The sequence below is a fragment of the Alphaproteobacteria bacterium SS10 genome, assembly GCA_019192455.1.
Classification (GTDB): Bacteria; Pseudomonadota; Alphaproteobacteria; order TMED2; family TMED2; genus TMED2.
Window position 1 is genome coordinate 261,194 of record JAHCML010000004.1, and the last position, 13,798, is coordinate 274,991.

Annotated in this window: 11 protein-coding genes; 4 read left to right on the forward strand and 7 right to left on the reverse strand. The window is 58.3% G+C overall.

Annotated features, from left to right (window positions below; genetic code table 11):
• The first annotated feature begins 422 nt into the window (after positions 1-422).
• Positions 423-2,159, forward strand: a complete 1,737-nt coding sequence (locus KI792_08765) for an iron ABC transporter permease (GenBank protein ID MBV6633109.1) — start codon at positions 423-425, stop codon at positions 2,157-2,159.
• 36 nt (positions 2,160-2,195) lie between these two features.
• Here KI792_08765 and KI792_08770 read toward each other — a convergent pair whose 3' ends face one another.
• Entirely contained in the window at positions 2,196-3,215 is a 1,020-nt protein-coding gene (locus KI792_08770; protein ID MBV6633110.1) for a Fe(3+) ABC transporter substrate-binding protein, read from the reverse strand.
• A gap of 245 nt (positions 3,216-3,460) precedes the next feature.
• On the opposite strand from KI792_08770, the gene KI792_08775 reads away from it, so the two are divergent.
• Entirely contained in the window at positions 3,461-4,174 is a 714-nt protein-coding gene (locus tag KI792_08775) for a hypothetical protein (protein MBV6633111.1), read from the forward strand.
• 4 nt (positions 4,175-4,178) lie between these two features.
• Here the strand turns inward: KI792_08775 and cobT are convergent, their stop codons facing one another.
• From cobT to KI792_08795, 4 genes are all read right to left on the reverse strand, one after another.
• Positions 4,179-6,032, reverse strand: coding sequence for a cobaltochelatase subunit CobT (cobT, locus tag KI792_08780; protein MBV6633112.1), 1,854 nt, complete (start codon positions 6,030-6,032; stop codon positions 4,179-4,181).
• A 17-nt stretch (positions 6,033-6,049) separates the two neighbouring features.
• Entirely contained in the window at positions 6,050-7,066 is a 1,017-nt protein-coding gene (gene cobS, locus KI792_08785; GenBank protein ID MBV6633113.1) for a cobaltochelatase subunit CobS, read from the reverse strand.
• 182 nt (positions 7,067-7,248) lie between these two features.
• A complete protein-coding gene (locus tag KI792_08790; GenBank protein MBV6633114.1) occupies positions 7,249-7,887 on the reverse strand; it encodes a J domain-containing protein in 639 nt (212 codons plus the stop codon).
• A gap of 87 nt (positions 7,888-7,974) precedes the next feature.
• Positions 7,975-8,925, reverse strand: a complete 951-nt coding sequence (locus KI792_08795) for a DMT family transporter (protein MBV6633115.1) — start codon at positions 8,923-8,925, stop codon at positions 7,975-7,977.
• A 63-nt stretch (positions 8,926-8,988) separates the two neighbouring features.
• Between KI792_08795 and KI792_08800 the strand changes: the two genes are divergently transcribed.
• Both KI792_08800 and KI792_08805 read left to right on the forward strand, forming a co-directional pair.
• A complete protein-coding gene (locus KI792_08800; protein ID MBV6633116.1) occupies positions 8,989-9,267 on the forward strand; it encodes a BolA family transcriptional regulator in 279 nt (92 codons plus the stop codon).
• Positions 9,268-9,489: 222 nt separating this feature from the next.
• The gene (locus KI792_08805; GenBank protein ID MBV6633117.1) at positions 9,490-9,843 is read left to right on the forward strand and encodes a ribbon-helix-helix domain-containing protein; all 354 of its coding nucleotides are present in this window, start codon (positions 9,490-9,492) and stop codon (positions 9,841-9,843) included.
• 47 nt (positions 9,844-9,890) lie between these two features.
• On the opposite strand, the gene greA is transcribed toward KI792_08805, so the two are convergent.
• Positions 9,891-10,364: a transcription elongation factor GreA gene (gene greA / locus KI792_08810; GenBank protein ID MBV6633118.1), complete on the reverse strand. Its 474-nt coding sequence runs from the start codon at positions 10,362-10,364 to the stop codon at positions 9,891-9,893.
• A 171-nt stretch (positions 10,365-10,535) separates the two neighbouring features.
• Positions 10,536-13,796 (reverse strand): carbamoyl-phosphate synthase large subunit, encoded by a 3,261-nt coding sequence (gene carB, locus KI792_08815; GenBank protein ID MBV6633119.1) that lies wholly within the window; start codon positions 13,794-13,796, stop codon positions 10,536-10,538.
• Positions 13,797-13,798 lie beyond the last annotated feature (2 nt).

Below are 13,798 nucleotides of genomic sequence, written 5' to 3' on the forward strand. Positions count from 1 at the left end.
CAACCGACGCCCCCAAGGCATCTGCCTAGAATGTCGTTGGCCACTAAATCGGTACCCAACAGAAGAGAAACGACAGAACCATGAGGTTGGCTGACATAATTCCCAATAAAGTGAACCAGCTTTGCGACCAGAACATCAACCGGGCTGAACTGCTAGAGCGCCTGCAAAAGCGCCGCCAGGCAGAGCTAAAACAAAAACAGGCTGCACCAGCGCCGTCCCGCGGCCCAGGTCGATAAATCGCTAAGCAATCTTGGTGTTGGTCTTCCATCACCAAATCGCGCGCCGGTCTTAAGGTCGGCGCGTTTTTGATTCTGAAGCACTAGCATTGAGTGGAAATGCCTTGCTTCGATTTTGCCGCACTTTCCGATGGGGCGATGAATGGCTATCTTGGCGCGCCTTCCACCCGGATGTGAGTGCCACCCATGGCATTGGATATGCCAAATCAAGCGACACCTGCACCAGTAAACCGCTCAACCGGCCCAATAAGTTTGGGCCAGTTTGGCGTGTGGTTGGTTGCCTTGGTGATGGGGGTACCAATTGCGGTTGTGTTGTCCCGCCTGACCATCCCGGCAGATGATATCTGGTCCCACCTCACGGACACCGTGCTGGGCCTTTATGTCAGCAACAGCCTGCTGCTGGTTCTTGGCACGACGGTTGGTTCGCTCATTGTCGGTGTCGGATGTGCCTGGCTGGTTGCAAGTTGTGCCTTCCCTGGGCGACGCTGGATGCGGTGGCTGCTGTTAGCGCCAGCCGCCTTGCCGGCTTATGTGGTGGCCTATGCCTATACTGACCTTTTCCAGTTTGCCGGGCCGATCCAAACCACGTTGAGGGATGTGTTCGGCTGGCGGCACGGTGATTATTGGTTCCCGGAAATCCGCAGCATGGGCGGCGCCATTTTGGTGATGACCGCCGTCTTCTTTCCCTATGTCTATATCTTCACTCTGGTAGCGTTTGCCGCACAGGGCGACCGCATTATGGCGATTGCTCGCAGCCTCGGGCGTGGCCCGTGGGGGGCGTTCTGGTTTGCGGCACTGCCGCTTGCCCGTCCGGCGATCATTGGTGGGTTGGCCCTGGTTATCATGGAGACCCTGGCCGATTTTGGTGCCGTTCAGCATTTCAGTATTCCGACCTTTACCACGGGCATTTACCGCACCTGGTTTGCCATGGGGGCGCCACTGCCGGCCGCCAAGCTTGCGGCGCTACTGCTGTTGGCGATTGGCCTGGTCTTGATGATTGAGGCGGCGTTGCGTGGCCGTGGTCATAGTTCCGGCTCAAACAGCCAATCTGTTAGTGGGATGCCAACGCTGTTTCACCTTAAAGGCTGGCGCGCGCTGTTCGCCTTCACGGCCTGCGCAGTGCCGGTGTTGATTGGCTTTATTGGTCCTGTCCTCACCCTGATTGCCCTGGCCATTCGGCCTGAAGGTTTGCAGGCTCTGCCCCTAATGTTGTCCGCCATCTCGGACACCTTGCTGTTGGGTGTGCTGGCTGGCCTTGTGACGGTGACGATCGCGCTGTATCTGGCCCGCTCGGTCGGGCTTCGTGGTTCTGGCGGTGATCAGCTGGGGCTCCTGCCGCGTGCTGGCGTTCGGTTGGCAACCTTGGGTTACGCCGTGCCGGGCCTGGTCTTGGCGGTTGGCATGTTGGCGCCTTTTGGGGCCATAGACCGTCTGCTAAACGCCATTGCTGAAAACTGGTTCGGTGTCAGCGTTGGGCTTGTCTTTAGTGGGACCATCTTCACCCTCATCTACGCGTACTGTGTGCGCTTCCTAACCGTTGCGGTGAAGGGGATTGAGCCGGGGCTTGGCCGCCTACCGCCTAGCATGCTGCAAGCATCCCAAAGCCTTGGGGTTACCGGCTGGCGCCGTATGTTGCGTGTAGAACTGCCGATCCTAAGGCCGAGCCTGCTGGCAGCCTTGGTTTTTGTGATTGTTGAGGTGGTGAAAGAGCTGCCAGCGACCCTGGTACTCCGGCCATTCCAGATCGAAACACTAGCGCTTTTGGCCTACCGCTATGCCAGTGATGAACGGTTGGTGGCCGCCGCCTTACCGTCATTGGTGATTGCACTGATCGGACTGATCCCGGTCATGATCCTGGGCTATGTCATGTTTGGCAGTGGTCAGAAGGCGGCCGAGCCCGCAACGAAAAACAGCCCCGTTTGACCGGGGCTGCTCTTCAATCAGTTCTGTAATGCTGGATTATGGCCAGCCAACCTGATCCGCGATCTTCAGCGCGGCTGGGTTGTTCTTGCCGAAGGTCCGGGCATTCACCGTGTCTTCCTTAAAGGTACCGACCAGTTCCAGCGCCTCAATCGGGGCGACATTTGGATTGGTTGGATACTCGTTATTGGAGCGGGCGAAGATTGCCTGCGCTGCTGGTGAGCTTAGGTACTCGAGCAGGCGACGGGCCTCATCCGCATTTGGTGCGTTGGCAAGGATGCCAGCGCCGCTGATATTGGCATGGGCGCCGCGACCATCTTGGTTCGGGGCAATGAAGCCAACTTTTGCTGCAACGTCACGGTTGGCCGCGTCGTCAGAGGTAGCAAGGCGCATGTAGTAGTAGTGGTTGGCGATCGCGTAATCGCACTCACCAGCGGCCACGGAACGGATCTGGTCGGTGTCGCCGCCTTGTGGTGGGCGTGCCAGATTGTTTTTGATGCCTTGAGCCCATGAGAGAGCGGCGGCCTCACCATCAGCTGCAATGATCGAGCCGATCAGCGACTGGTTGTAGATGTTGTTTGAAGAGCGAATGCAAACCTCGCCCTCATATTTTGGCGTGGCCATCTCTTCATAAGTTTTTGGTAGTTCAGTGCCAGCGGTGGCTTCACGGTTGTAGATGATGCCGCGAACCCGCTTGGACAGACCATACCAAAGCCCCTCAGGGTGGCGGAGGGAGGCTGGCACGTTCTGGTCCAGGATAGCTGAGTTTGCCGCCTGGAACAGGCCAGCATTATCAGCGCGCCACAGGCGACCAGCATCAACGGTGATTAGGATGTCTGCTGGGCTTTGTGCACCTTCAGAGACGATCCGCTCAAGCAGGGCATCGGACTTACCCTCGATAATATTAACCTTAATGCCGGTCTTCTCGGTGAAGGCGTCATAGACCTGGCGGTCGGTGTCATAGTGACGACCGGAATACACATTCACCTCGGCGGCACTAGCCGGGATGGCGAACACGGTCAGCGCTAGACCGGCCAGCAAGCTTGCAGGGCGGGTCATCAAACCTTTGATCATGGGATGTTCCATCTTGGTTGGAAGGGGAGTAGGGGCAGGCACCAAATCTGAATGGCGCTATCTGCAAATAAGAACAATTCTCATTTAACAGATTGCGGCGTTGGTTCAAGGGAAATCGTGTGCCCCTGTCACGCCTTGGTTATTGGGCGCCGACACATGGCGCTAGAAATGATAAAACGGAAGCTCAGTTAGGTGCTTTGGGCCAGAATTTTGGGAAATTCAAAGGGCAGATGGTTTTGGGCAATCGGGTAAAGGCCGGGTTGGTTGGCATTTTTGGCCTGCTAGCGTTGACGGTGGGTACATCGCTTGGCCTCTTGGGCCATGATGGGCGACCGACACAGGCGCAAGCGTGTGGATCGCCGGTTCCAGCAGCGATGGTCAATGTTGAGATCATCCCTTGGAATGTCCGTTACGATTACACCCGTAGCCAAGCTGAACTATCGGCCCTTGTGCAGCGCCAGACCTGGCTAAGCAATGCGCACAGTGCGCGTGGCCTCTATGAATCTGAAATCATGCATCGCCATCGGCTCGTCTTCCATGAGGAGCAGGGCGGTTGGCTGTCATCAAACTGCTTGGCCGTCGCAGAACTTGGCGTCCAGCTGACCTATCATCGGCCAACGATCTATCTGGCTAAGGAGTTGGCTTGGGCTCGCTGCGTTGCGGTTGAGGTCCGGCGGCATGAAGAGAAGCATGCCCGTGTCGATCGGGAGATGATGGATTGGATGCGCGCCTATACCGAGGGGGAGGTCACGAAGTGGCTCTCCGAACGTCCAGTGCAGAAGCCTGCGGATATCCAGCTGGCGAAGGCTGAGATTGATCGTGAATTGAAGGCGGTGATTGAACGCGCCGTTCAGGTATTCGCCGCTGAACGGAACAAGCGCCAGCTAGCTGTCGATACGCCGCAAGAGTATCAGCGTATCGAAGACGCCTGCCCGAACAACTGATCGTTTAACCGGCTTTGCGGAACCGTCCGGTGTCGTCGTCGAATAGCTCGGCGAGGCTATTCATCATGGTGCCGCCCAGCTGTTCCGCATCGACAATGGTGACCGCCCGGCGGTAGTACCGGGTGACATCATGGCCGATGCCGATGGCGGCAAGCTCGATTGAGCTGCGGCGCTCAAGCATATCGATGACTTCGCGCAGATGCCGCTCAAGATAGCCGCCGGGGTTTACCGATAGGGTGCTGTCATCAACCGGTGCACCGTCCGAAATCACCATCAAGATGCGGCGTTGTTCCGGGCGGGTCATCAAACGCTGACTGGCCCAAAGCAGGGCCTCACCATCGATATTCTCCTTCAAGATGCCTTCGCGTAGCATCAGGCCCAGATTGCGCCTTGCCCGGCGCCATGGTTCATCCGCGGCCTTGTAAACGATATGGCGGAGATCGTTGAGACGGCCCGGCCGTTCTGGCTTGCCGGCAGCGATCCATTTCTCTCGCGACATGCCGCCCTTCCAGGCACGGGTCGTGAAGCCGAGGATCTCAACCTTAACCCCGCAACGCTCCAGCGTCCGGGCCAGGATATCGGCGCTGACCGCCGCGATGGAAATCGGGCGCCCACGCATTGAACCAGAGTTGTCGATCAGTAGGCTAACCACTGTGTCGCGAAACTCGGTTTCCTTCTCCTGTTTATAGGAGAGGGGCATCTGTGGGTTCACGACAATGCGCGATAGGCGGGCGGCATCGAGGATGCCTTCCTCAAGATCGAAATCCCAAGACCGTGTTTGCTTGGCTAGCAGGCGCCGCTGCAGGCGATTGGCCAGGCGTGCGATGACCCCTTGAAGATGGCTCAACTGCTGATCGAGTAGGAGGCGCAGCCGGGCTAGCTCATCGGCATCACACAAATCCTGGGCGCTGACCACCTCATCAAACTCGGTGGTGAAGGCGCGGTACTGGTTGGCGGCCTTTGCATCTTCAAAATCTTGGTCCGGGCGACGGCGTGGCTGGCCGGGTTCTTCCACCCCCATGCCGTCTTCCATGTCCTGTTGATCATCCTGGTCCTGGGCCTCGCCCATTTCCAGCTCTTGGGTCTCTTCGCCGGTCTGCTCAGAGTCCATCGCCGTGCTGTCGTCGCTTTCGCTGTCACCGCGGCTTTGGTTGTCGGCTTGTTCCTGCTCGTCATCGGGCTGATCGCCCTCACCATCATCGCTGTCATCAGCGTCCTGATCATCGGCAAAGTCGGTTTCTAGCCGGACCAGTAATTGGCGGACGGCGCGGCCATACTCTTCCTGATCATCCAGCAGGTTCTTCAGATCATTAAGCTGGCTACCGGCGCGGCTCTCAACAAAGGGGCGCCATAGGTTCACAGCCTCGGCAATGCCTGGCGGTGGTTTGTCACCGGAAAAGGCCTCACGCGCCATCTGGTGCAGGGCTTCAGCCAGCGGAATATCGTCCCGGCTCTGGCAGCGATCATACCCCGCCTTGCGGCAGCGTTCGATCATGGCGGCGGTTAGGTTCGCCCGGGTGCCGACCATCGTCTGGGCGCCGAGGCTTTCGCACCGGGCTTGCTCCATCGCCTCAAAGACGGCGCGGGCGGTCTCACCGCTCGGCATGCCGCTGGCGTGGATGGTTTGATTATGGTGGCGACGGCGTAGGGCTGCAGAATCAGCGGACCCACGGACTAGAGCGGCATCGCTGGCCGATAGCTCCCGGCTGGGCAGTGACAGGCGTGCCCGCTTGCCGCGCAGGCTCGGCGCATCAGCGGTAAACGAGATCTCCAGCTCGGGGTCACGCGACATCGCACGCGTTGCCGCGGTTGTGGCCCGCTTGAAGTTCTCTACTGGTTGGTCGTCCTGATCCGACATGTCAGGGGGTACAGCCCTTATGCGGTGGCAGTTACCACGCCGGTCTCTGGCAGCTCAGTGCCAAAGCAGCGTTGATAGAACTCGGCCACGGTCGCCCGCTCCAACTCATCACATTTGTTGAGGAAGCTAACCCGGAAGGCAAAGGCAAGGTCGCCGCCGAAAATCTCAGCATTCTCAGCCCAGGTGATGACGGTTCGTGGTGACATAACCGTGGATAGGTCGCCCATCATGAACGCATCACGGGTAAGGCCAGCCAGGCGAACCATGGCATCAATCTTATCTCGGCCCTCAGCGGTGTCGTAGCTGGCGCATTTAGCCAGCACGATCCCGGCCTCAACCTCCGGCGGCAGGTAGTTGAGCGAGGCAACGATGTTCCAGCGGTCCATCTGGCCCTGGTTGATCTGTTGGGTACCGTGATAGAGGCCGGTCGTATCGCCAAGGCCAACCGTATTGGTGGTGGCAAAGACGCGGAATGCGTTGTGTGGGCGGATTACGCTGTTTTGATCAAGCAGGGTCAGCTTGCCCTCAACTTCCAATACGCGCTGGATAACGAACATCACATCAGGACGGCCCGCATCGTATTCGTCAAAGACGAGGGCGCAGGGGCGCTGCAGGGCCCAGGGAAGCAGGCCTTCCTTATACTCGGTGACCTGTTTGCCATCGCGCAGGACGATCGCGTCCTTACCAATCAGATCGATCCGGCTGATATGGCTGTCGAGGTTGATACGGATGCACGGCCAGTTGAGGCGTGCCGCGACTTGTTCGATATGGGTTGATTTACCCGTGCCGTGATAGCCCTGGATCAGCACCCGGCGGTTGCGGGCAAAGCCAGCCAGGATCGCCATCGTGGTGTCATGGTCGAACTGATAGGTGTCATCCACCTCTGGCACATATTCCCCACGGTTGGAGAAGCCGGGCAGCTCCATATCGCTATCGAGGCCAAAGGTCTGGCGCACCGATACGGTGATGTCTGGTGTGGCGTCAGGGTCTAGGCCGCTGGCTTGGTCCGCCGCGAGGGTAGCTGTGGCACTCATGATAGAAAAATCGCCCTATGGGTAGTCAGGTGGGAATAGTCATTGGTGCGCCGCACCATGCCGTTGAAAACGACCGTAAACGGCTGGCTGATCCGCGTCCAGATGATGGTGCGGATTTCCTGCCGTCCACTTGAAATCGGCATGATTTGGCTGGGGTCAAGCGCTGGGCAGCTATGAGCTGCTTAGACGTCAGCCGGTGCCTGGATGGAAGCGAAGGCCGTCTTCAATGTGGAATAGGCCTGATTGATAGTCTTGAGTCGCTCTTCAGCCTTGGCATCACCACCATGTCTATCGGGGTGGTGCTCCTTCACAAGCTGCTTGTATCGGGCCTTGATCGCATCGAAATCGACCGGTGGTTCCAGGTTCAGAACTGCAAGGGCGTCAATCTCAGCTCGGGCGGCTTGGCTGTTCTGTGCCCGGTGTTCGCGGCGCCATTGTTTCTCCCGCTCACGGCGTTCAAAGCTGGCGCGGGTTTCGTCGTCCATCGCAAAGCCACGGACTTGCTCCCGCAGCTTGTCTTCCATCCCCGCCTTACTGCCCATGCGCCATGTGGGGCGCTCCCAGGTGTGGGCGGCACGTTGGTGGGCATCGATGTCGTGGGCCGACATGCCTTCGAAATAGTCCCAGCTCTTGTTGTACTCACGCACATGGTCGAGGCAGAACCAGTAATACTCATCCGCGCTTTGCGTATTGCTCTGCCGGGATTTTGGTGCCCGGTACTCGCCCGCCTCGGTACAGCCAGGATGATCGCACTGCCGCTTGGGCGGTGCGTCATGGCCATCGAGCCATTTGAAGTTGGAGCGGTACTGTCGTCTCGGCATAACTTGACGATTATGGGTTGTGGCAGGGTGCCCGGCAAGCGCTGGGCATGAAGAAAAACCAGCAAAACTGCGGATATTTCCCTTGACCTAAGGGCTGTCGGTCGCGGCGTCTTTTGGTTTATCGCGCTCGCCATGTCGGTCCGCGCGGGCGACCAACAGCAGCCCGCCACCGATTAGGGCGAGACCCGCCAGATCAAATAAGCCCAGCGGTTCACCCAGGGTTAGGGCGGATGACATCACCCCAACCACCGGCACGCCAAGGAAGGTCAGCGAGGTCGTGGAGGCGGGGAGTGCGCGGCTTACCGTGACCGCAGCCCAGATACAGAAGGCCGTCGCGATGGGCCCGTTATAGGCCAGCACGACATAGGTCTGGGTGGTCCAATCAATTGATCTATCTGCCTCCAGGGTCAGGGCAATCGGCACACTGATCAGGCTAGCCACCAAGAATTGCCAAGGTGCTAACTCAAGCGGGCTCGATTCCCAGCGATGCTTACGCACATGGAGCAGCATCATGGCCCAGCTAACCGCCCCCAGGACGAGCCAGAAATGCCCGATCAGGATACTGCGGTCAGACCAGTCTAACGCCCAGGGGGTGAACAACGCTGCCAATCCGGCAAGGCCAACGAAAAGGCCCAGAAGCTTGGTGCGGTTTACCGCCTCGCCCAGCAACAGGATCGCACCCGGCACCACCCAGAGCGGGGTAGTGTAGGCGACCATCGATGACCGGCCTGCCGGTACATGCTCAAGACCCAGATAGATAAAGACCTGGAAGGCGGCGATCTGAAGGGCTCCAACGGAGAACACCACCGGCCAGTCCGCACGGGGTGGCAGACGCATGCGGCCAATGAGGGGATTAAGGGCAAAGAAACAGGCAGCACCCATCACGCAGCGCAGCGCGCCAAAGGTGAGCGGTGGTATCCCGTCCAGGCCAACCTTCATGATCGGCCAGTTCACGCCCCATAGGATCATGATCGAGACAAACAGTAGTAATGCTGCTTGCCGACTGACGACGGAATTTTCTTCACTCTTGATTGCCATGGCGCTGCTCTACATGTTCACAACAGCAATAGCCACCATCAGAAATCAGCAGGACCAAAGGCAATGGGCACAGTAGCAGAGACCATGCGGCAGAAACTTGAGGCTGAACTCAAGCCCGTTGAACTGATCATCAAGGATGAAAGCCATAAGCATGAGGGACATGCCGGGCATGATGGTCGGGGGGAGTCGCATTTCCGTGTAACCATCGTCGCCGAAGCTTTTGCCGGGCAGAATCGCGTTGCCCGCCAGCGGATGGTTCATAAGGTCTTGGCTGAGGAACTGGCCGATCGGGTGCATGCACTTGCACTCAAACTTCAAGACCCTGAAGAAGCTGTGGGTTGATTGCGCAACCAATCGAAATCATAAAATAATATCCAGAATTCGCGCATAGGTAGCAAAATGCACCTGTGTGCAATCATGCCCTTGTGTTCATGATAGGTTCCTGCATACTCGCCTTAGAGATCAATACAGGAACAGGGGCTAAGCATGCTTATGACCAGGAAGAAGAACACAGAGCGGGTCGTACCGACCGTTGCACAAACCCGTAAGAACGCGAGTGAGGCGATGCTTCGCGCGGCGGGCACAACGCTTGTTGGTCGAAACATCCGCATTGATGGGCGGCGAACCAGCGTCCGGTTAGAGCCAGCGATGTGGAATGCCTTCTTCGAGATTGGTCGCCGTGAAGACCGTACCGTCGATGAGTTGGCGAGTGACATTGCCCGGCTGAAAAAGCATGAGACATCGCTCACCGCTGCGATCCGGGTGTTCATCATGGCCTATTACAAAGAGGCCGCGACCGAGGAAGGGCACGAGGCTGCTGGCCATGGGATGGAAGAGGGCCAGGCGCTCTGGTCCCCTGATGGCCAGCTCAGCGGTGCCTTAAATGCGGTGTGTGATTGGATGGGTGAGGCGNCTTAACTGCCGCCCCACGGCCCACTGGTTCGGGCCGCTTTATCCCGGCCAGCTTATCCGAAGGTGACCTTCAGGATCTCATAGGATTTGCTGCCACCAGGTGTGGTGACCTCAACGCTGTCGCCCACCTGCTTGCCGATTAGGGCGCGGGCCAGCGGGGCGCTGACCGACAGCATCCCGGCCTTAATGTCAGACTCATACTGGCCAACGATTTGATAGGTCACCTCTTCATCGGTGTCCTCATCCGCCAGCTCAATCTTCGCACCGAATTTAACCGTATCGCCGTCAAGTGCGGACGGGTCGATTACATCGGCGCGGGCTTGCATGTCTTCGAGTTCAAGCACGCGGCCTTCAATAAAGCTCTGGCGCTCACGGGCGGCGTGATACTCGGCATTCTCCGATAGGTCGCCATGCTCGCGCGCTTCCGCGATGGCTTTAACGACATTCGGGCGATCCACGGTTTTCAGCCGCTTCAATTCTTCTTGCAGACGCTCATAGCCTGCGGCGGTCATGGGTGCCTTATCCATGGCTATCTTTACCTCATCCTCGCAAGGTTATCGGCAGTGACTGGTTCGGCCAGCCTTGGCCAATAACGTAAAATTGGCCGCGGGGTCCGTTGATCTGCCGAAACGGGCAATGACCAAAAGCTCTCGCGGCCTTATCCGCACCCGGCTGGGCAACGGATAGGTTGTGGGGGTCTAATAGGCTCCCTGAAGATACGACTGCAGCGGGTCGACGCTCATGTCACCCCGGCGTAGCGCGGCGATGGCCGCCACGGCCGCACGGGCACCTGCGACAGTCGTGTAATACGGAATGTTATTGACCAGCGCCGTACGTCGCAAGCTAAAGCTGTCCGAAATTGCTTGGCGGCCTTCTGTGGTGTTGAAGACCAACGCAATCTGACCATCGATCATGGCGTCGACGATATGGGGCTGGCCCTCAATCACCTTGTTGATCGTGCCGACCTCAACCCCGTTCTCGCTCAGGAACTTGGCGGTGCCGCGGGTGCCGATCACCTCAAAGCCCAGATCATTCAGATCCTTAGCGAGATCGATCACTGCCGCTTTATCTTCATCCTTAACCGAGACGAACACCTTGCCCTCTTGAGGCAGGGTAACGCCGGCGCCCAGTTGAGACTTGGCAAATGCCAGACCGAAATCGCGGTCGAGGCCCATGACCTCACCGGTGGACTTCATCTCTGGGCCCAGGATGACATCGACACCTGGGAAGCGATTGAACGGGAAGACGGCTTCCTTCACTGCGGTATGGCCAAGCTTTTTCTCTTTAAGCTCGAAGCTAGCCAGGCTCTCACCCGCCATAATACGGGCAGCAATCTTGGCAATTGGCACACCGGTCGCCTTGGCAACAAACGGTACGGTACGCGATGCCCGTGGGTTCACCTCAAGCAGGTACACTGTTTCATCCTTGATCGCGTACTGAACGTTCATCAGGCCGACGACGTTGAGCGCCTTCGCAAGCTTCTCAGTCTGGCGCTTGATCTCATCCAGCACATGTTCGGACAGGGAATGCGGCGGTAGGGCACAGGCGCTATCGCCAGAGTGGATGCCCGCTTCCTCAATGTGTTCCATAATCCCGGCGATGAAGACGGTGTCCTTATCGGCGAGCGCGTCCACATCGACCTCAACGGCACCCTGAAGGTAGCCATCGATCAAAACCGGATTGTCGCCAGACACTTGCACCGCGGTTTCGATATAACGGCGCAGGCCGGCCATATCGTGGACAATCTCCATCGCCCGGCCGCCCAGGACGTATGATGGGCGGATGACCAGCGGGAAGCCCACATCTTCGGCAACCGCTTCAGCTTCTTCAAGCGAGCGGGCAACACCGTTAGAGGGTTGGCGTAAGTCCAGTTGCTGCAACAGCTTTTGGAACCGCTCACGATCCTCTGCTAGGTCGATGGCATCGGGGGAGGTGCCCAGGATTGGAATCTTTGCTTCCAGCAGTTCCTCGGCAAGCTTAAGCGGGGTTTGGCCGCCTAGCTGCACGATAACGCCCAATACTTCGCCATTGCTTTGCTCACGCCGGACAATGTCGATCACATTCTCAGCCGTCAGTGGCTCGAAATAGAGGCGATCAGCCGTGTCGTAATCGGTGGAGACGGTCTCAGGATTACAGTTGATCATGATCGTCTCATGCCCCGCCTCACGGCAGGCCATCACGGCATGAACACAGCAATAGTCGAACTCAATCCCTTGGCCGATCCGGTTCGGACCACCGCCCAGGATAACAACCTTCTTGCGGTCGGAGGGCTCTGCCTCACACTCGGCCGGGTTAATCCCGTCGCCCTCATAACAGGCGTAGAGATATGGCGTTGGGGACGGGAACTCAGCCGCGCAGGTATCGATGCGCTTGAAGACGGGTAGTACCTTCTGATCGATCCGGGCATCGGCGGTGAACAGCTCAGTATTGCCGGTTAGCTCCCCGATCTTACCGTCTGCAAAGCCGAGCTTTTTGATCCGCATCCATTCTTCAGGGGTCTTTGGCAGGCCGTTCTTCTTAAGCTCGGCCTCCGCATGGACGATGTCTTCAATCTGGCGCAGGAACCAGAGGTCGTAGCTGGTGATCTCGTGAATGTCTTCGATGCTCATGCCATGGCGCATGGCTTGGGCGACGATTAGCAGGCGGTCCGGAACGGCACGGCCCAGGGCGCCTCGCATCGTGGTTTCCGATGGCTCGGTCTCACCATTATTCAGCTCAAACTGATACTCATCGAGGCCACTAAGGCCGGTTTCCATGCCGCGCAGGGCCTTCTGGAAGCTCTCAGCGAAGGTACGGCCAATCGCCATAACCTCACCAACCGACTTCATGGCCGTGGTCAGATATGGATCAGCGCCTTTGAACTTCTCAAAGGCAAAGCGTGGAATTTTAGTGACCACATAATCGATGGTCGGCTCAAAGCTTGCCGGGGTCGCACCACCGGTGATGTCGTTATCCAACTCATCCAGCGTGTAGCCAACCGCCAGCTTGGCTGCGACCTTGGCAATCGGGAAGCCGGTTGCCTTAGACGCCAGGGCGGAGGAGCGGCTAACCCTTGGGTTCATCTCAATCACCACCATCCGGCCATTCTTCGGATTGACGGCGAACTGGACGTTGGAGCCACCGGTATCCACCCCAATCTCGCGCAGGCAGGCGAGGGAGGCGTTCCGCATCAGCTGGTATTCTTTATCGGTCAGGGTCAGGGCCGGGGCTACGGTGATGCTGTCACCGGTATGGATGCCCATCGGGTCCACATTCTCAATCGAGCAGATGATGATGCAGTTATCCGCATGGTCGCGGACCACCTCCATCTCATACTCTTTCCAGCCTAGGACACTTTCCTCGACCAGTACCTCACCCACCCGAGATGCGCGTAGGCCGGAGGAGACGATGTCGACGAACTCTGCCTTGTTATAGGCAATGCCACCGCCGGTGCCGCCAAGGGTAAAGCTTGGGCGGATAATGGCCGGCAGGCCCACATCCTCAAGCGCGTTGAGGGCTTCCTCCAGGGAGTGGACAACCGCACTGCGCGGGGATTCAAGGCCGATCTTGCTCATCGCCTCACGGAACTTTAGGCGATCCTCAGCCTTCTCAATTGCCTCACGGTTCGCGCCGATGAGTTCAATGCCCAGATCTTCCAACACGCCCTGCTCGGCGAGTGCCAGCGATGTATTCAACGCCGTTTGGCCGCCCATGGTCGGGAGCAGCGCATCGGGCTTTTCCTTCTCCAGGATGGCGGCAACAGCATCCGGGGTAATTGGCTCGATATAGGTCGCATCGGCCATGCCCGGGTCGGTCATGATCGTGGCGGGGTTCGAGTTGATCAGGATCACCCGATACCCCTCTTCACGCAGGGCCTTACAAGCCTGGGCACCGGAATAGTCGAACTCACAGGCCTGGCCGATCACGATCGGCCCAGCGCCGATGATGGCGATGGATTTGATGTCTGTACGTTTGGGCATAG